Genomic DNA, 21,128 nt, shown 5'->3' with positions numbered 1-21,128 from the left:
AATCGCATTGCCGCCGATTGCCAGCGCATCACCCCGGACCTGCTGCCGCTGATCGAGCTGGACCAGCCGGCCATCGACCGGATCGTGGCCCAGGTGCCGGGGGGCGTCGCCAACGTCCAGGACATCTATCCCCTGGCCCCCTTGCAGGAGGGCATTCTCTATCACCACCTGAGTGCCGGGCAGGGCGACCCCTACCTGCTGCAGTCGCGGATGGCCTTCGACAGCCTGGAGCGTTTGCAGCGCTTCGCCAGCGGCTTGCAGCAGGTCATCGCGCGCCATGACATCCTGCGCACCGCCGTGCTCTGGCAGGGGTTGCCGCAACCGGTCCAGGTGGTCTGGCGCGAGGCTCGGCTGCAGGTGCTGGAGCAGCACCTGGACCCTGCCGAGGGTGATGTCCTGGAGCAGTTGCACCAGCGTTTCGATGCGCGCCACTGGCGCCTGGACCTGGCCCAGGCGCCGTTGATCCGCATGGTCCACGCCTTCGATCCGGTGCGCCGGCAGGTGGTGGCGATCCTCTTGTTCCATCACCTGGCCCTGGATCACACCGCCATGGAGGTGATAGGCCAGGAAATGCACGAGCTGCTGTTCAATCGCGGCCAGCACCTGGGCACCCCGGTGCCGTACCGCAACTACGTGGCCCAGGCTCGCCTGGGGGCTGGAGAGGCAGAACACGAGGCGTTCTTCCAGGACATGCTCGCGGACATCGACGAGCCGACCCTGGCGTTCGCCGTGGAGGATGTGCAGGGCGAGGGCCACGATATCGACGAGGCCCACCTGGCGTTGCCAGCGGCCCTGGCTGGCCGCTTGCGCGAACAGGCCCGGCAACTGGGCGTCAGCGCCGCCGCCTTGATGCACCTGGCCTGGGCCCTGGTGCTGGGGCAGGTCGCCAATCGCCGCCAGGTGGTGTTCGGTACCGTGCTCATGGGACGTATGCAAGGCGGCGAGGGTGCCGACCGGGCGCTGGGGGTGTTCATCAACACCCTGCCGCTGCGGGTGGATGTCCAGGGGGTGGGAGTGCGTGATGGCGTCAGGGCGACCCATGCCCGGCTCAGCGCGTTGCTGGGCCACGAGCACGCCTCCCTGGCCCTGGCCCAGCGTTGCAGCGCGGTGGCCAGCGGCTCGCCACTGTTCAATGCCTTGCTCAACTACCGCCATAGCGCCCCGCCAGCGGCGGCTGCGGGGCAGGACATCTGGCAGGGCGTGGAGCTGCTGGGGGGCGAGGAACGCAGCAACTATCCACTGAGCCTGAGCGTCGACGATCTCGGCGACGGTTTCAGCCTGTCGGTGCTGGCCCTGGCCAGGATCGGTGCGCAGCGCCTGGGTGGCTACATGGCGTGCGCCCTGGAGCAACTGGTCGCTGCCCTGGAACACAGCCCCGAGCTGGAGCTGGGGCAACTGTCGGTGTTGCCGCTGGCGGAGCGCGAGCGCCTGCTGCGGGACTTCAATGCCAGCACCGCCGCCCATCCGCGTGGGCAGACCCTGCATGGCCTGTTCGAGACCCGGGTCCGGGCGGCGCCCGACGCCGTGGCGCTGGTCCAGGGGCCGCTGCGCCTGAGCTATCGCCAGCTGGACCAGCAGGCCAATCAGCTGGCCCGGAAACTCTTGGCGTTCGGCGTGCAACCCGATGACCGGGTGGCCTTGTGCATGGCCCGTGGTCCCCAACTGTTGCAAGGGATGCTCGCGGTGCTCAAGGCCGGGGCCGCCTATGTGCCCATCGACCCGAGCCATCCGGCCGAGCGCATCGCCTACCTGGTACAGGACAGCGCACCCCGGGCGCTGCTGGTGGCCGGCGGCCTGTCGCCAGTGCCTGGGGTACCGGTGCTCGACCTCGATCGCGAGGTCTGGAGCGACAGCGACCCGGACACCCCGCAGGTGCCGCGGCTGACCCCGGCGCACCTGGCCTATGTGATCTACACCTCCGGTTCCACCGGCCAGCCCAAGGGCGTGATGGTCGAGCACCAGAGCCTGGAGAACCTGGTGCACTGGCATTGCCAGGCCTTCGACCTGGGGCCCGGGCGGCATGCCTCCAGCCTCGCCGGCCTGGGCTTCGACGCCATGGCCTGGGAGGTCTGGCCGACCCTGTGCAGTGGCGCGACCCTGCACCTGCCGCCGGCCGATATCGGGGCCCAGGACATCGAGCGGTTGCTGGCCTGGTGGCGCGACCAGCCGCTGGATGTGAGCTTCCTGCCGACACCGGTGGCTGAATACGCCTTCAACCAGCAACTGCGGCACCCAACCCTGCGTACCCTGCTGATCGGCGGTGACCGCTTGCGCCAGTTCGCTCGCGACCCGGGCTTTACTGTGGTCAACAACTATGGGCCCACCGAAGCCACGGTGGTGGCGACTTCCGGCGCGCTTGTGGCCGGTGGTGCGCTGCATATCGGCCGGCCCATGGCCAACGCCCGTATCTACCTGCTGGACGAGTTGCTGCGACCGGTACCGGTCGGTGTCGCCGGCGAGCTGTACGTGGGCGGTGCCGGGGTGGCCCGGGGTTACCTCAATCGCCCCGAACTGACCGCCGAGCGCTTCCTCGACGACCCGTTCAGTGCCGAGCCCGGCGCGCGCATGTACCGCAGTGGCGACCTGGCGCGCTGGCGCGAAGACGGCACCCTCGACTACCTGGGGCGCAACGACGACCAGGTCAAGGTACGGGGTATGCGCATCGAGCCGGGGGAAATCGAAGCCGCGCTGCTCCAGCACCCGGCCCTTAAGGAGGCCCTGGTGCTGGTGAGCGAAGGACGCCTGCTGGCTTATTTCACCTGCACGCCTGCTACTGGCGAGCCCAGTGCCGAAGACCTGCGCGATCATTTGCAAGGGTACCTGCCGGACTACATGGTGCCAGTGGCCTATGTCGTGCTTGCGGCCTTGCCGCTGACTGCCAACGGCAAGCTCGATCGCCGGGCCTTGCCGGAGCCGGGGCAGGGGGCCTGGCTCAGCCGCGAGTTCGAAGCGCCCCAGGGTGAGGTGGAAATCGCCCTGGCGCGGATCTGGAGCGAGCTGCTCAAGGTCGAGCAGGTGGGGCGCCACGATCATTTCTTCGAACTGGGCGGGCATTCGCTGCTGGCGGTGACCCTGGTGGAGCGCATGCGCCAGGCCGGGCTGGCGGCCGATGTACGGGTGCTGTTCGAGCAGCCGACCCTGGCGGCCCTCGCGGCCACGACCGGGAGCAGTCGTGAAGTACCGGTGCCGGACAACCGCATCCCCTCCGATTGCCAGCACATCACCCCGTCGCTGTTATCGCTGGTCGAACTGGACCAGCAGGCTATCGACCGGGTGCTGGCCACGGTGCCTGGTGGTGCTGCCAATGTGCAGGACATCTACCCGCTGGCGCCCTTGCAGGAAGGCATTCTCTACCACCACCTGAGTGCCCGCGAAGGCGATCCCTACCTGTTGCAGTCGCACCTGGCGTTCGCCAGTCGCCAGCGCCTGGAGGATTTCGCCGCGGCCCTGCAACGGGTCGGCGAGCGCCACGATATCCTGCGTACGGCGATCCTCTGGGAGGGGCTCAAGCAACCGCTGCAAGTGGTCTGGCGCGAGGCCCCGGTGGCCCTTGAGGAAGTCGACCTGGATCCGGCCGACGGCGACATCCTGCAGCAGTTGCACCAGCGCTTCGATCCTCGCCATTGGCGCCTGGACCTGACCCGGGCGCCGTTGTTGCGCCTGGTGTTCGCCCAGGACCCGGTACGCCAGGGCGTGGTGGCGATCCTGTTGTTCCACCACATCGTCCTCGACCACACCGCCCTGGAGGTGGTGCGCGAAGAGATCCAGGCCTGCCTGCTGGGGCAGCAGCCCGCGGGCGCGGCGATCCCCTACCGCAACTACGTGGCCCAGGCACGCCTGGGTGTCACTCGCGAGGAACACGAGGCGTTCTTCCGTGAAATGCTCGGCGACATCGATGCCCCGACCTTGCCATTCGGCTTGCAGGATGTGCAGGGCGACGGCGACGCCATCGAGGAAGTGCAGCAAGCCGTGGACGCGACCCTGGCCGCTCGCCTGCGGGCCCAGGCGCGGCTGCTGGGGGTCAGTGCCGCGAGCCTGTTCCACCTGGCCTGGGCCCGGGTGCTGAACCTCACCACCGGCCAGGAACGGGTGGTATTCGGCACCGTGCTGCTGGGCCGCCTGCAGGCCGGGCAGGGCGCCGACCGGGCCCTGGGCATGTTCATCAACACCTTGCCGCTGCGGGTCGACCTGGACGCCGGCGGGGTGCGTGCGGCGGTCAAGGCCACCCACGCCCGGCTCAGCGCCTTGCTCGGCCATGAACATGCGTCCCTGGCCCTGGCCCAGCGTTGCAGCGGGGTGGCCGCACCGCTGCCGCTGTTCAGTGCCATGCTCAACTACCGCCACGGCAGCGATGCACCGCCGAGCGAGGCCGTGCGCCAAGCCTGGCAGGGCATCGAGACCCTGCACAGCGAAGAGCGCACCAACTACCCGCTGAGCCTCAACGTCGACGACTTTGGCCAGGGCTTGCGCCTGACCGCCATGACCCCGGCGCGGATTGGCGCCGCACGGGTGTGCGGCTACCTGCAACAAGCCCTGCTGGCCCTGGTGGACAGCCTGGAACAAGCGCCGCAGCGTTCCCTGCTGCAGGTGCCGATCCTGCCCGAGGCCGAGCGCCGGCAACTGCTGGAAGGCTTCAACGCCACCGCCCGCGACTACCCGCTGGAGCAAACCCTGCACGGGTTGTTCGAGGCCCAGGTGCTGCGCAGCCCCGAGGCCTTGGCGGTGCAGGCCGGGGAGCAGCGCCTGAGTTATCGCCAGCTCAACCAGCAGGCCAACCAGTTGGCCGGGCACTTGCTGCAATTGGGCGTCGGCCCGGACCAGCGGGTGGCGATCTGCGTCGAGCGCAGCGTCGACATGGTGCTGGGCCTGCTGGCGATCCTCAAGGCCGGGGGCGCCTACGTGCCCATCGATCCGGCCTATCCCCAGGAGCGGATCGACTACATGCTCCAGGACAGCGCGCCGCTGGCGGTGCTGGTCCAGGGTGCGACCCGGCACCTGGCGCAGGCGTCCGGGCTGGCGTTGCTGGACCTGGACCAGCCGCAATGGGCCGGACAGTCCCGGGACAACCCGCAGCTGCCGCACCTGACGCCACGGCACCTGGCCTACGTGATCTACACCTCCGGCTCCACCGGCCAGCCCAAGGGCGCGATGAACGAGCACCGGGCGGTGGTCAACCGCTTGCTGTGGATGCAGGAGCAGTACCGCCTGGATGTGGACGATGCGGTGTTGCAGAAGACCCCGTTCAGCTTCGACGTGTCGGTGTGGGAGTTCTTCTGGCCGCTGTTCACCGGCGCGCGCCTGGTGATGGCCCGCCCCGAAGGGCACAAGGACCCGGCCTACCTGCGCCAGCTGATACGCGAGCAGGGCATCAGTACCTTGCACTTCGTGCCCTCGATGCTCGATGTATTCCTCGTCCACGACGCCACGCCGGACGACCTCGGCTTGCGCCAGGTGATGTGCAGTGGCGAGGCGCTGCCGGGCAGTCTGGTGCGGCGCTTCAAGCAGCAGTTGCCCAACGTTGCCCTGCATAACCTGTATGGCCCCACCGAAGCGGCAGTGGACGTGACGGCCTGGGATTGCACCGGCCCGCTGGACGCCACCCCGGACAACACGCCCATCGGCAAGCCGATCGCCAATACCCGCCTGTACCTGCTGGATGCGCAATTGCAGCCGGTGCCATTGGGCGTGGTGGGCGAGCTGTTCATTGCCGGGGTGCAGGTGGCGCGCGGTTACTTGAACCGCGAGCAACTGACCGCCGAGCGTTTTGTCGACGATCCGTTCAGCGCCGAGCCGGACGCGCGGATGTACCGCACGGGCGATCTGGGGCGCTATCTCGCCGACGGCAATATCGAGTACCTGGGACGCAACGACGACCAGGTGAAGATCCGTGGCCTGCGCATCGAGCTGGGGGAAATCCAGGCGCGCCTGACCCAGCTCGAAGGCATCAAGGAAGCGGTGGTCCTGGCCCGCGAGGACGTGCCCGGGGACAAACGCCTGGTGGCCTACTACACCAGCGATGCCGGGCACGGGAAATTGCCCGTCGAACAGCTGCGCCAGGCGTTGCTGGAGCACCTGCCGGACTACATGGTGCCGGCGCTCTACGTACACCTGGAGGCCTTGCCCCTGAGCCCCAACGGCAAGCTGGAACGCAAGGCGTTGCCGGCACCCGGGGTGGAAGCGGCGGTGGTGCGCGAGTACGAGGCACCGGTGGGCGACACCGAGATCCTGCTGGCGCAGTTGTGGGCCGAGCTGCTCAACGTCGAGCGGGTAGGGCGCCACGATCACTTCTTCGAGCTGGGCGGGCACTCGCTGCTGGCGGTGAACCTGATCAGCCGGATGCGCGAACACGGCATGGAGGCCGATGTCCGCGGGTTGTTCGAACAACCGACCCTGGCCGGCTACGCGGCAATGACCGAGCGAATGGAGATCGTCCTGTGAACGTGATCGAACTGTTGGCGACACTGAAGGAAAAGGATGTCCAGCTGGTACTCAAGGACGACCAACTGGTGGTCCAGGGCAACAAGCAGGCCTTGAGCGACCCGGCCCTGCTGGCGCGCCTGCGCGAGCTCAAGCCGCAGTTGATCGAGCTGATCAAGAGCGGTGAGTACGCGCCGGCCAAGGCTGGCCAGGTCGAGGTGCCGGCCAACGGCATCACCGCGCAGACCCGGCGCATCACCCCGGACCTGCTGCCCTTGGCCAACCTCGACCAGCAGGCCATCGACCGCATCGTCGCCACGGTGCCGGGTGGGGTCGCCAACGTCCAGGACATCTACCCCCTGGCGCCGCTGCAGGAAGGCATCCTTTATCACCACGTCAGCGCCACCCAGGGCGATCCCTACGTGATGCAAGCACAGTTCGCCTTCGCCAGCGCGCAGCACCTGGAAGCCTTCGCCGAGGCCCTGCGCGGGGTCATCGCCCGCCATGACATCCTGCGTACCGCCGTGCTCTGGGACGGCCTGGCGCAACCGATGCAGGTGGTCTGGCGCGAGGCCGGGCTGATCCTCCAGGAGGTCGAGCCGGACCCGGTCGACGGCGCCGTGCTGGAGCAACTGCAAGGGCGCTTCGATGCCCGCCACTACCGCCTGGACATCAGCCAGGCGCCGATGCTGCGCCTGGTGCATGCCTGGGACGAAGCCGGGCAGCGCATCGTCGCCATCTTGCTGTTCCACCACATGGCCATGGACCACAGTGCCCTGGACGTGGTGCGCCACGAAATGCAGGCGCTGCTTACCGGCCAGGCCGCGCGCCTGGGCCCGGCCATGCCGTTTCGCAACTACGTAGCCCAGGCCCGGCTGGGCATCAGCGAACAAGCACACGAGACCTTTTTCCGCCAGATGCTGGCGGACGTCGACGAGCCGACCCTGCCGTTTGGCCTGCAGGATGTGCAAGGCGATGGCCGGGCCATCGAGGAAGCTAGCCTGGCCTTGCCCACGGCCCTGAGCCTGCGCTTGCGCAGCCAGGCGCGGCAGGCCGGAGTCAGTGCCGCGAGCCTGTTCCACCTGGCCTGGGGCCGCGTGCTGGCGACCCTGGCCGGCAAGCACAAGGTGGTGTTCGGCACCGTGCTGATGGGGCGGATGCAGGGCGCCGAAGCCACCGACCGGGCCCTGGGCATCTTCATCAACACCTTGCCGTTTCGCCTGGACGTGGCCGGGCAGGGCCTGGCCGAGGCCCTCAAGGACACCCACAAGCGCCTGACCAGTCTCTTGCGCCATGAGCATGCGGCCCTGGCCCTGGCCCAGCGCTGCAGCGGAGTCAGTGCACCGACCCCGCTGTTCAGTACCCTGCTCAACTACCGCCACAGCAACGCCGGGGCCAGCGCCGAGGCCCAGGCCGCCTGGGCCGGGATCAGCACCCTGCACAGCGAGGAACGCACCAACTACCCCCTGACCCTGAGCGTCGATGACTTCACCGAGGACTTCGGCCTGACCCTGCTGGCCAGTACCCAGGTCGATCCACGGCGGATCCTCGGTTACCTGTTGTGCACCCTGGAGCATCTGGCCCAGGCCCTGGAACAGCAGCCGCAGTTGGCATTGCAGGCTCTGTCGGTGTTGCCGTCGGCGGAGCGCCAGCAGGTCCTGGAAGGTTTCAATGATTGCCGCGTGGACTACCCGCGGGGCCAGACCCTGCATGGTCGCATCGAGGCCCAGGCAGCACGTGCGCCACAGGCGCTGGCGGCCTGCCACCAGGGGCGTTCGTTGAGCTATGCCGGGCTCAACCAGCAGGCCAATGGCCTGGCCCGCCAGTTGCGGGCCCTGGGTGTACGGCCCGAGGACCGGGTGGCCATCGTCGCCCGGCGGAGCCTGGAAACCCTGGTAGGCCTGCTGGCGATCCTCAAGTCCGGGGCCGGTTATGTGCCCATCGACCCGGCCCATCCGGCCGAGCGCTTGAGCTACCTGCTCGAAGACAGCGCTCCCCGGGTAGTGCTGGCCCAGGCGGAGCTGTTGTCGCGCTTGCCGCCCCAAGCGGTACCGGTGCTGGAGCTGGACCCGCGACACTGGCAGGAGCAGGGCCAGGACAACCTGGAGGTACCGGGGTTGAGCGCCTCCAACCTGGCCTATGTGATCTATACATCCGGCTCCACGGGGCTGCCCAAGGGGGTGATGGTGGAGCACCAGAGCCTGGGCAACCTGGTGGACTGGCACTGCCAGGCCTTCGACCTGCAGCCTGGCCGCCACACTTCGAGCCTGGCCGGTTTTGGTTTCGATGCCATGGCCTGGGAGGTCTGGCCGGCGCTGTGCAGCGGTGCGGTCCTGCACCTGGCACCCGCCAGCGAAGGCACTGAGGATGTCGATGCCTTGCTCGACTGGTGGCGCCAGCAGCCCTTGCAGGTGAGCTTCCTGCCAACCCCGGTGGCCGAATACGCCATCAGCCAGCAAGTGGGCCATCCGACCCTGCAGACCCTGTTGGTCGGTGGTGATCGCCTGCGCCAGTTCGACCGGGGACAAACCTTTACCCTGGTCAACAACTACGGGCCTACCGAGGCCACGGTGGTGGCCACTTCCGGCCCTGTCGAGACCGGGGGCAGCCTGGACATCGGCCGGCCCGTGGCCAATGCGCGGATCTACCTGCTGGACGAGCAGCATCGACCCGTCCCCATCGGTGTGGCTGGCGAGCTGTACGTGGGGGGCGCCGGGGTGGCCCGCGGCTATCTGAACCGGCCGCAGTTGACTGCCGAGCGCTTCCTCGATGACCCGTTCAGCAACGAGCCAGGGGCACGCATGTACCGGACCGGCGACCTGGGACGCTGGTTGGCGGACGGCCGCATCGAGTACCTGGGGCGCAATGACCACCAGGTGAAGATCCGTGGCGTGCGCATCGAACTGGGCGAGATCGAGACCCGCCTCAACCAGTTCCCCGGTGTGCGGGAAGCTGTGCTGCTGGCCCGCGAGGACCAACCGGGCAACCCCCGGCTGGTGGCCTATTTCACTGCGCTTGAGCAGGCTGTGGCGCCCACGGTGGGCGAGCTGCGCGAGTATCTGCTGGCGCAACTGCCGGACTACATGGTGCCGGTCGCCTATGTACGGCTCGACGCCTTGCCGCTGACCGCCAATGGCAAGCTGGACCGCAAGGCCTTGCCGGCGCCGGACCAGCAATCGCTGTTCAATCGCCAGTACCAGGCCCCCGAAGGCCCTACCGAAACGGCCTTGGCGCAGATCTGGAGCGACGTGCTGCAGGTCGAGCAGGTCGGCCGCCAGGATCACTTCTTCGAGCTGGGCGGGCACTCGCTGCTGGCCATGCGCATGGTGTCGCTGGTGCGCCAGCGCCTGGGGCTGGAGCTGGCCCTGGGCGAGCTGTTCGCCAATGCCGAGCTGCAGGCGGTCGCCGCGGTGCTGGAGCGCAGCGGACGCAGCCAGCTGCCGGAAATCTTCCCGGCCCTGCAGGATCAAGACCTGCCACTGTCCTTTGCCCAGCAGCGGTTATGGTTCCTGGCGCAGATGGAAGGCGGCGCGGGTGCCTACAACATTCCCGTCGGCCTGGGCCTGCGTGGGCGCCTGGATCGGCAGGCGCTGCAACAGGCGCTGCAGACGATCGTGGCTCGGCACGCTACGTTGCGCAGCCGTTTTGTCCTGGTAGAGGAACAACCCCAGGTACTGGTGGGGCCGGTCGAGGGTGCCCTGGAACTGCTGGAGGAAGACCTGGCCGAGGCTCCCCTGACACTGGCCGAGCGGGTGCAGGCCGAGGCAGCGCAAGCCTTCGACCTGGAGCGCGGACCGGTGATTCGTGGGCGCCTGTTGCGCTTGGCGGATGAGCACCATGTGCTGTTGCTGACCCTGCACCACATCGTCGCCGACGGTTGGTCCATGGGCGTGCTGACCCGTGAACTGGTGGCCTTGTACAGCGCTTTCAGCCAGGGCCAGGCGGACCCGTTGCCGCCACTGGCGGTGCAGTACAGCGACTTTGCCTTGTGGCAGCGGCGCTGGCTCAGCGGTGCGGTGCTGCAAGGCCAGGGTGACTATTGGCGCCAGGCCCTGGCCGGCGCGCCGACCTTGCTGATGCTGCCCACCGACCGGCCACGGCCCGTGCAGCAGGATTACCGTGGCGCCAGCGTGCCGTTGCTGCTGGAGCCCGGCTTGAGCACGCAGCTCAAGGCCCTGGGCCGCCGCCATGGCTGCACGTTGCACATGACCGTGCTGGCAGGCTGGGCGTTGCTGCTCGGGCGTCTCTCGGGCCAGCATGACCTGGTGATCGGTACCCCGGTGGCCAACCGCATGCGCGCCGAGGTCGAGGGCCTGATCGGCCTGTTCGTCAACACCCTGGCCCTGCGCCTGGACGTGAGCGCTGGGCAGAGCGTGGTCGAGTTGCTGGCCCAGGTCCGTGCCTGCAGCCTGGCGGCCCAGGCCAATCAGGACTTGCCGTTCGAACAGGTGGTGGAGATCGTTAGGCCCCAGCGCAGCCTGGCCCACAGCCCGCTGTTCCAGGCGGTACTGACCTGGGTCGAGGACTTTGCCCAGGACCTGGTACTGGGTGAGCTCAAGCTCGAAGGGGTCGCCGGTGCCAGCCAGGTGGCCAAGTTCGACCTGACCCTGAGCCTGGGGGAGAGCCAGGGGCAGATCCGTGGCTCCCTGGATTACGCCACGGCGCTGTTCGATGCCGAGACGGCGCAGCGTTTTGCCGGCTACCTGGTGCAGGTACTGCAAGCCATGGTCGCCCACGAGCATCAGGACCTGGCCCGGGTGCCGTTGCTAGGGCCGGACGAGCGCCGACAAGTGCTGGAGGACTTCAATGCCACCGGCCAGGACTATCCACGTGGCATGACCCTGCACCAGCTGTTTGCCGCCCAGGTCGCGCAGCAACCCGAGGCCACGGCGGTGCAAGCCGGGGACGCGCGCCTCAGTTATGCCGAGCTGGATGCCCGGGCCAATCGCCTGGCCCACCATTTGCGCGGGCTGGGCGTCGGGCCGGACAGCCGGGTGGCGATCTGTGTCGGGCGCGGGCCGGACATGGCCGTGGGCCTGCTGGCGATCCTCAAGGCCGGTGGTGCCTATGTGCCCATCGACCCGGCCCATCCGGCCGAGCGCATCGCCTACCTGTTGCAGGACAGCGCGCCACTGGCGGTCTTGGTGCAGGGCGCGACCCGGGCATTGATCGGTGCTGCGCAACGGCCGCTGGTCGATCTCGACGACCTGGCCTGGCAACGACAACCGGCCAGCGCACCACCGGTACCCGGGCTGCATGCCGGGCACCTGGCCTATGTGATCTACACCTCCGGTTCCACCGGCCAGCCCAAGGGCGTGATGGTCGAGCACCAGAGCCTGGCGAACCTGGTGCACTGGCATTGCCAGGCCTTCGACCTGGGGCCGGGGCGCCACACCTCCAGCGTTGCCGGTTTCGGTTTCGATGCCATGGCCTGGGAGCTCTGGCCGGCCCTGTGCAATGGCGCGACCCTGCATCTGCCGCCTACGGGCATCGACCATCAGGATATCGACCAGTTGCTGGCCTGGTGGCGTGCCCAGCCCCTGGATGTGAGCTTCCTGCCAACCCCGGTGGCCGAGCATGCCTTCAGCCAGGAGCAGAAGCATCCGACCTTGCGCACCCTGCTGATCGGTGGCGACCGCCTGCGGCAGTTCGACCAGGCGCAATCCTTCACGCTGGTCAACAACTACGGGCCCACCGAGGCCACGGTGGTCGCCACCTCGGGCGCCCTGGTCGCGGGCGGGCTGCTGGACATTGGCCGGCCCATGGCCAACGCGCGGATCTACCTGCTGGACGAGCAGTGCCAGCCGGTGCCCATCGGCGTGGCCGGCGAGTTGTACGTGGGGGGCGCCGGGGTGGCCCGCGGCTATCTGAACCGGCCGCAGTTGACTGCCGAGCGCTTCCTCGATGACCCGTTCAGCAACGAGCCAGGGGCACGCATGTACCGGACCGGCGACCTGGGACGCTGGTTGGCGGACGGCCGCATCGAGTACCTGGGGCGCAATGACCACCAGGTGAAGATCCGTGGCGTGCGCATCGAACTGGGCGAGATCGAGACCCGCCTCAACCAGTTCCCCGGTGTGCGGGAAGCTGTGCTGCTGGCCCGCGAGGACCAACCGGGCAACCCCCGGCTGGTGGCCTATTTCACTGCGCTTGAGCAGGCTGTGGCGCCCACGGTGGGCGAGCTGCGCGAGTATCTGCTGGCGCAACTGCCGGACTACATGGTGCCGGTCGCCTATGTACGGCTCGACGCCTTGCCGCTGACCGCCAATGGCAAGCTGGATCGCCGGGCCTTGCCGGTGCCGGAGCTGGATGCACTGCTGTCCCGGCAGTACGAGGCGCCGGAGGGCGACAATGAGGTCGTGCTCGCACAGATCTGGAGCGAGCTGCTGCACGTTGAGCGGGTGGGGCGCCACGATCATTTCTTCGAGCTGGGCGGGCACTCGCTGCTGGCCATGCGCATGCTGTCCCAGGTGCGTCGGCGTCTGGGTGTGGAGCTGGCCCTGGGTGAGCTGTTCGCCAACGCTGAGCTGCACGCCGTGGCCCAGGCCCTGGTCCGGGCCGAGCGCAGCAGCCTGCCGGACTTGCTGCCGGCGCCGCGCAACCAGCCCCAGGTGCTGTCCTTCGCCCAGCAGCGACTGTGGTTCCTGGCACAGATGGAGGGCGCCAACACCGCCTACAACATTCCCATCGGCTTGCGCCTGCGCGGGCAACTGGACAGCCAGGCCCTGCAACGTGCGCTGGCGCGTATCGTCGCGCGCCATGAAACCTTGCGCAGCCGCTTCGCCCAGTATGGCGACGAAGCCGAAGTGCTGATTGCCGACCCGCAGTCCGGGTTGAGCCTGCAGGTGGAAAACCTGCGCGGCCATCCTCGGGCCGACGAGGCCTTGCAGGCCCTGGTCCAGGGCGAGGCCTCGGCGCCGTTCGACCTGGAGCGCGGGCCACTGATCCGCGGGCGCCTGGTGACCCTGGCGGACGATCACCATGTACTGTTGCTGACCCTGCATCACATGGTCAGCGATGGCTGGTCCATGGGCGTGCTGACCCGTGAGCTGGTGGCCCTGTACGGCGCCTTCAGCCGCGGCCTGCCGGACCCGTTGCCGGCGCTGGCGCTGCAGTACAGTGACTTTGCCCACTGGCAACGGCGCTGGCTCAGCGGTGCGGTGCTGCAACAGCAGGGCGACTATTGGCGCCAGGCCCTGGAGGGGGCGCCGGCCTTGCTGTTGTTGCCCACCGACCGGCCGCGCCCGGCCCAGCAGGACTATGCCGGCAGCAGCATCCTGGTGCGCCTGGATGCCCAGCTCACGGCGGGCCTGCGGGCCTTGAGCCAGCGTCATGGCAGTACCTTGTACATGACCCTGATGAGCGCTTGGGCCTTGTTGCTCGGGCGTCTGTCAGGGCAGGCCGAAGTGGTGGTCGGCACCCCGGTGGCCAATCGCATGCAGGCTGAAGTCGAGGGCCTGATCGGCTTGTTCGTCAACACCCTGGCGGTGCGCGTGGACCTGGCGGCAGCGCCACGGATCGAGGCGTTGCTGGCCCAGGTCAAGGCCCGCACCCTCGAAGCCCAGGCCCACCAGCACCTGCCGTTCGAGCAGGTGGTGGAGATCCTGCGGCCGGTGCGCAGCCTGTCCCACAGCCCAGTGTTCCAGACCCTGATGACCTGGCAGAACGGTGATGTCCCGCAACTGGTGCTGGGGGACTTGCGCCTGGAGGGCATCCACGAGGCCAGCCATTTCGCCAAGTTCGACGTGTCGCTGAACCTGGGAGAGGTCCAGGACCATATCGAGGGCACCCTGGAGTACGCCACGGCGCTGTTCGACGAGGCCACCCTGCAGCGTTATGTCGGCTACCTGCAGCGGGTGCTGCAGGCCATGGTGAGCGACGACCAGATGCTCCTGGATCAGGTGCCGCTGCTGGACCAGGAGCAGCGTTGGCAGTTGCTCGAAGGTTTCAACGCCACCGACCGCGACTATCCGCTGGAGCAGACCCTGCACGGGTTGTTCGAAGCCCAGGTACTGCGCAGCCCAGAGGCGCTGGCGGTGCAGGCCGGCGAGCAGTGCCTGAGCTATCGCCAGCTCAACCAGCAGGCCAACCAGTTGGCCGGGCACCTGCTGCAATTGGGCGTCGGCCCGGACCAGCGGGTGGCGATCTGCGTCGAGCGCAGCGTCGACATGGTGGTGGGCCTGCTGGCGATCCTCAAGGCCGGGGGTGCCTACGTGCCCATCGACCCGGCTTACCCGGCCGAGCGTATCGCCTACATGCTTGAGGACAGCGCGCCGCTGGCGGTGCTGGCCCAGGGTGCGACCCTGGGCCTGCTGGGCGATCCGGACGTGCCAGTGGTGGATCTCGAACAATCGGTGTGGAGCCGCCAGCCCAGGATCAATCCACGGATCGCCGGGCTTACGCCACGGCGCCTGGCCTACGTGATCTACACCTCCGGTTCCACTGGCCAGCCCAAGGGCGCGATGAACGAGCACCGGGCGGTGGTCAACCGCTTGCTATGGATGCAGGAGCAGTACCGGCTCACCAGCTGCGACGCGGTGTTGCAGAAGACTCCGTTCAGCTTCGACGTGTCGGTGTGGGAGTTCTTCTGGCCGCTGTTCACCGGCGCCCGCCTGGTGATGGCTCGCCCCGAAGGGCACAAGGACCCGGCCTATCTGCGCCAGGTGATCGCCCGGGAAAACATCACCACCCTGCATTTCGTGCCCTCGATGCTCGACGTGTTCCTGGCCTATGGCGAGACTCGCGAGTGCGCCAGCTTGCGCCAGGTGATGTGCAGCGGCGAGGCGCTGCCGGGCAGCCTGGTGCGGCGCTTCAAGCAGCAGTTACCGAATGTTGGTTTACACAATTTGTATGGCCCCACCGAAGCCGCGGTGGACGTGACGGCCTGGGATTGTACCGGTCCGCTGGAGACGACTCCTGACAACACGCCCATCGGCAAGCCGATCGCCAACACCCGCCTGTACCTGCTGGATGCGCAATTGCAGCCGGTGCCATTGGGCGTGGTGGGCGAGCTGTTCATTGCCGGGGTGCAGGTGGCGCGCGGTTACTTGAACCGCGAGCAACTGACCGCCGAGCGTTTTGTCGACGATCCGTTCAGCGCCGAGCCGGACGCGCGGATGTACCGCACGGGCGATCTGGGGCGCTATCTCGCCGACGGCAATATCGAGTACCTGGGACGCAACGACGACCAGGTGAAGATCCGTGGCCTGCGCATCGAGCTGGGGGAAATCCAGGCGCGCCTGACCCAGCTCGAAGGCATCAAGGAGGCCGTGGTCCTGGCCCGCGAGGACGTACCCGGGGACAAGCGCCTGGTGGCCTACTACACCAGCGATGCCGGGCACGGGAAATTGCCTGTCGAACAGTTGCGCCAGGCGTTGCTGGAGCACCTGCCGGACTACATGGTGCCCGCGCTATTCGTACACCTGGAGGCCTTGCCCCTGAGCCCCAACGGCAAGCTGGAACGCAAGGCGTTGCCGGCACCCGGGCTGGAAGCGGCGCTGGTGCGCGAGTACGAGGCACCGGTGGGCGACACCGAGATCCTGCTGGCGCAGTTGTGGGCCGAGTTGCTCAACGTCGAGCGGGTAGGGCGCCACGACCATTTCTTCGAGCTGGGCGGGCACTCGCTGCTGGCGGTGAGCCTGATCGGCCGCATGCGCCGGGCCGGTCTCTCGGCGGATGTGCGGGTGCTGTTCGGCCAGCCAACCCTGGCCGCCCTGGCCGCTGCCGTGGGCCGTGGCCGCGAGGTGCAGGTGCCGCAGAACCTGATCTACCGCGATTGCCCGCGCATCACCCCGCCACTGTTGCCGCTGATCGAGCTGGACCAGGCCGCCATCGACCGGGTCGTGGCCACGGTGCCCGGCGGTACCGCCAACGTCCAGGACATCTATCCGCTGGCGCCGTTGCAGGCGGGCATCCTCTACCACCACCTGGCCGCCGGCCAGGGCGATCCCTATGTGCTCCAGGCGCAGTTCGCCTTCGACACCGTCGGGCGCTTGCAGGCCTTCGCCAAGGCCTTGCAGGGGGTGATCGAACGTAATGACATTCTGCGCAGCGCGGTGCTCTGGGAGGGGCTGGACGAGCCGCTGCAAGTGGTCTGGCGCGAAGCTGCGCTGGTCTGTGAAGAGCGGGTGCTGGACGCTGCCCAAGGGCCGGTGCTGGAACAATTGCAGGCGCGCTTCGACAGCTGTCGCTACCGCATGGAGATTGCCCAGGCACCGCTGCTGCGCCTGGTGTATGCCGTCGATCCGGACCATGGACGGCTGGTGGCGTTGTTATTGTTCCACCACCTGGTGATGGACCACGTGGCCCTGGAAGTGCTGCAGCACGAGCTGCACGCCTTCCTCCTGGGGCGCCAGGAGCGCCTGGGCGCCGCCGTGCCCTATCGCAACTACGTGGCCCAGGCCCGGCTGGGAATCGGGGCGGCCGAGCATGAGGTGTTTTTCCGCCAGATGCTGGGCGATATCCACCAGCCGACCCTGCCCCTGGGCTTGCAGGAAGTACCGGGTCGCGAGGTCGTCCTCAGCGAGGCTCGCCAACCCCTGGATCGGCTGCTGGCCCGGCGCTTGCGCCTGCAGGCCCGGCAACTGGGCGTCAGCGCCGCGAGCCTGATGCACCTGGCCTGGGGGCGCGTGCTGGGCAGCCTGGCCGCGCAGCAACAGGTGGTATTCGGCACCGTGCTGTTGGGGCGGATGCAAGGTGGCGAAGGCGCCGAGCGGGCCCTGGGGGTGTTCATCAATACCTTGCCGTTGCGGGTCGACCTGGGCGAGGTGCCGGTGCGCGATGCGCTGTTGGCCACCCATGAGCGCCTGGCGCAACTACTGGGGCATGAGCAGGCGCCCCTGGCCCTGGTGCAGCGTTGCAGTGCGGTGGAGCCAGGTACGCCGTTGTTCAGCAGCCTGCTCAATTATCGCCACAGCGCACCGTCGGCCGATCTGACGGGGCCGGCGGACGGGGCCTGGGAGGGCATGCAGTTGCTCAACGCCGAAGAGCGCAGCAACTATCCGCTGACCTTGAGCATCGACGACCTGGGCGATGGCTTCATGTGCACGGCGGTAGCCGCCGGGGTCGATGCCCGGCGTATCTGCCAGTACCTGCAGTGCACCCTGGAAAACCTGCTGCACGCCCTGGAACAGGAGCCGGGGCTGGCTATTGGCCGGGTGGCAGTGCTACCGGCTGCCGAGCGCCAGCAGGTGCTGGTGGCGTTCAACGCTACCCACCGTGACTACCCGCGCCGGCAGACCCTGCACCAGCGTTTCGAGGCGCAGGTCCTGGAGCGTCCGCAACAGGTGGCGGCAGTGCATGGCCAGGAGGTGCTCAGCTATGCCCGGCTCAATGCCCGGGCCAACCAGCTGGCCCATCACCTGCTGGGGCTTGGCGTGCTTCCCGGGCAGGCCGTGGCCTTGCTGTTGCCACGCAGCCTGGATCTGTTGATGGCGCAATTGGCGGTCAACAAGTGCGGTGCGGCCTATGTCCCGCTGGATATCCATGCCCCGGCCGAGCGGCTGGGCTTCATGGTGGCCGACAGCCAGGCGGTGGTCCTGCTGGTCCATAGCGATCGGCCGTTGGATGTAGCGACGCCACGGGTCGAGCTGGATCGGCTGCGCCTGGACCGGTTGCCGGGGCACAACCCCGGCCTGGAACTGTCCAGCGAAGCGGTGGCGTACATCATGTACACCTCCGGCTCCACCGGCGAACCCAAGGGCGTCTTGGTGCCGCACCGGGCCATCACCCGATTGGTGATCAACAACGGCTATGCCGACTTCAACGCCGGTGACCGGGTGGCGTTCGCCTCCAACCCGGCGTTCGACGCCAGCACCCTGGACGTCTGGGGACCGTTGCTCAACGGTGGCCGGGTCGTGGTGGTGGATCACCAGACCCTGCTTGACCCACCGGCGTTCGCCCAGCTGCTGCAAGCATATGGCGTGACGATGCTGTTCCTCACCACCAGCCTGTTCAACCAGTACGTGCAACTGATTCCCCAGGCCCTGAAGGGGCTGCGCATGCTCCTGTGTGGTGGCGAGCGGGCCGATGCCACGGCGTTCAGGCGGATGCAGGCCCAGGCCCCGGGATTGCGCCTGGTCAATGGCTACGGGCCGACGGAAACCACCACCTTCGCGGTCACCCACGAGCCGTGGGAATTGCCAGCGGATGCCGACAGCGTGCCCATCGGCCGGCCACTGTCGAACACCAGCGTCTATGTCCTGGATGCACTGGGTCAGCCATTGCCGGTGGGGGTGGTCGGGGAGATCCATATCGGGGGCGATGGTGTGGCCCTGGGTTACCTGAATCGCCCTGAGCTGAGCGCCGAGAAGTTTCTCGCCGATCCGTTCAGTACCGAGCCTGGGGCCATGATGTATCGCACCGGCGACCTGGGCCGCTGGCTGGACAATGGCCTGCTCGAGTGCATCGGGCGCAACGACGAGCAGGTGAAGATCCGTGGGTTCCGGATCGAGCCAGGGGAGATCCAGGCCTGCCTGGCGAGCTTTGTCGGGCTGCGCGACGCCGTGGTGCTGGTGCGCGAGGATGAGCCTGGCGACAAGCGCCTGGTGGCCTACTACACGCTGCAACAGGAACAGGCGCAGCCCACGCAGCAGGCCCTGCGCGAGCACTTGCTGGAGCAATTGCCCGAGTACATGGTGCCCCAGGCCTACGTGCTGCTCGATGGCTTGCCGTTGACCAACAACGGCAAGCTGGATCGCAAGGCCCTGCCGCTGCCGCCGGCCCAGGCTGGCGTTTGCTACGAGGCACCGGCGACGGCGCTCGAGCAGGTCCTGGCCGAGCACTGGGCGCAGGTGTTGCAACTGCCCCAGGTGGGGCGTCATGAGCATTTCTTCGAGCAGGGCGGGCATTCGCTGCTGGCGATCCAGCTGGTCAACCGCCTGCAGCAGGCGGGTTTCGAGCTGGGCCTGGCGGACCTGTTCCAGCATGCCAGCGTGGCCGCCATGGCACGCTGGCTCGGCGAGCGCGAGACCGAGGCGGGCCCCCTGGAGCTGGTGACGGTTCGCCATGGCCGCGGGCCGGCATTGTTCCTGGTGCATGAGTTCACTGGCCTGGACATGTATTTCCCGGTGCTGGGACAACACCTGGCGGGGGATTTCCCCATTCATGGCCTGTCCGGCATCGCCCTGGGCCAGCCCCAGTTGAACACCATGGAGTGCCTGGCAACGCGCTTGATCAAGGTGATGCGCCAGGCCCAGCCCGAGGGGCCTTATCGCTTGGCCGGCTGGTCCTTCGGCGGGGTGCTGGCCTATGAGATCGCCCAGCAGTTGCGGGGGCTGGACGAGCAGGTGGAGTTCCTCGGGCTGATCGACAGTTATGTGCCGCGCCTGACCGACCAGGGCAAGGCTCGCTGGTCCGGGGAGCATGCCCAGAAGCAGCACTTGCTGTTGCAGTGCCAGGCTTACTGGAGTGCCCAGGGCGTGGCCGGCGAGGCGTCGCTGGCGGCCGTGGAGCACATGGGCAGCAGGCTCGAACAGTTCGATTTCCAGGCCTTGCTTCAGCAGCTGGATGAGCAGGGGTTGCTGTTCGAGCAGTTGGCTGCAGCCAGTGCCGAGCAGTTGTGGCAGTACCTGGATCGCGAGGTGGCCCATGGTCATGCGCTGGCCCACTACCACCTGCATCCGATTGGCGTGCCGGTGCACCTGTTCTGTGCCACCGAGCGGCCGACCGAACTGTCCCGTCGCAGCCCGACCCTGGGCTGGGGCGAGGTGCTGCCCAGCGAGCGCCTGCACTGCATCGCCGTGCCGGGGGACCACCTGAGCTTGATGCAGTTGCCCCATGTCCAGGCCCTGGGCCAGGCGCTCGGCGCAGCCATGGAACAAGCCCGCAGCCTGGCCAGTGCCACCCCTGCAGCAACGGCCCATCAGCCACTGCTGCGCATCCAGAGCGGTCGGCCTGGGCATACGCCGATCTTCTGCGTACCCGGGGCCGGCGACAGCATCACCGGTTTTATCGGGCTCACCGAGGCCCTGGGCACGGACTGGCCGATCTATGGCCTGCAGGCCAGGGGGCTGGATGGCAACGATGCCCCCCATGCCCAGGTGGAGGCCGCTGCCCGGCATTACCTGCAGGCGATCCAGGAGCAGTACCCGCAAGGGCCGTTGCACCTGATCGGCCATTCCTTCGGCGGCTGGGTGGCTTTCGAGATGGCCGGGGCCTTGCAGGCCGCCGGGCGGGTGGTGGCATCACTGACCCTGATCGACAGCCAGGCCCCGGACAGCGACGGTCAGTTGGGGCGGCCCTATACCACCACGGCGGCGCTGTGGCGCCTGGTGGAGTCGATGCAACTGGCCGCGGGCCAGGCCATGGGCATCGACCCGGTGGCGTTCGCCGCCGAGGACGACGCCATGCAGATGCACCTGCTGCATGCCGGCATGGTGCGGGTCGGCTTGTTGTCCCAGCGTGCCGACCCGCGAGCCATGCATGGCCCGGCGCGGACCTTCGCCACGGCCTTGCGTACTCGCTATCAGCCCCGGGATGGCTATCGGGGCCGGGTGCGCCTGGTCCTGGCCGACGATCCGAGCCTGGACGCCGCTGGCAATCGTCGGGAGCAACAGGGGATGGTCCACGGTTGGCGGCGCCAGGTGAGCGATCTTGGCGTGTGGTCCTGCCCAGGCAACCACTTCAGCCTGCTCAAGGCGCCCAATGTCTACCACTTGGCGGCCTGGTGGCTCGACGGCCTGTCGTTGCCCCAGGGGGAGGTTGTGTCATGA

The 21,128-nt window shown here is 68.0% G+C and carries 2 protein-coding genes (1 of these 2 running past the window's edge); both read left to right on the top strand.

Features of this window, described 5'->3' with window-relative positions; all coding sequences use genetic code 11:
• Positions 1 to 6,438, top strand: the 3' end of a protein-coding gene (locus ATY02_RS20835) for a non-ribosomal peptide synthetase (RefSeq protein WP_164823701.1). Its footprint begins 6,660 nt before the window's first position; only the last 6,438 of its 13,098 coding nucleotides appear in the window; its start codon lies off the left edge, out of view; its stop codon occupies positions 6,436 to 6,438.
• Complete coding sequence (locus tag ATY02_RS20830) at positions 6,435 to 21,128, top strand: non-ribosomal peptide synthetase (RefSeq protein WP_164823700.1); 14,694 nt, start codon at positions 6,435 to 6,437, stop codon at positions 21,126 to 21,128. Before ATY02_RS20835 ends, ATY02_RS20830 begins: the two co-directional genes overlap by 4 nt.

The organism is Pseudomonas sp. BIOMIG1BAC (assembly GCF_001705995.2).
GTDB lineage: Bacteria > Pseudomonadota > Gammaproteobacteria > Pseudomonadales > Pseudomonadaceae > Aquipseudomonas > Aquipseudomonas sessilinigenes.
Note: the sequence above shows the minus strand (reverse complement) of the source record. Positions and strands in the feature narration are given on the sequence as shown.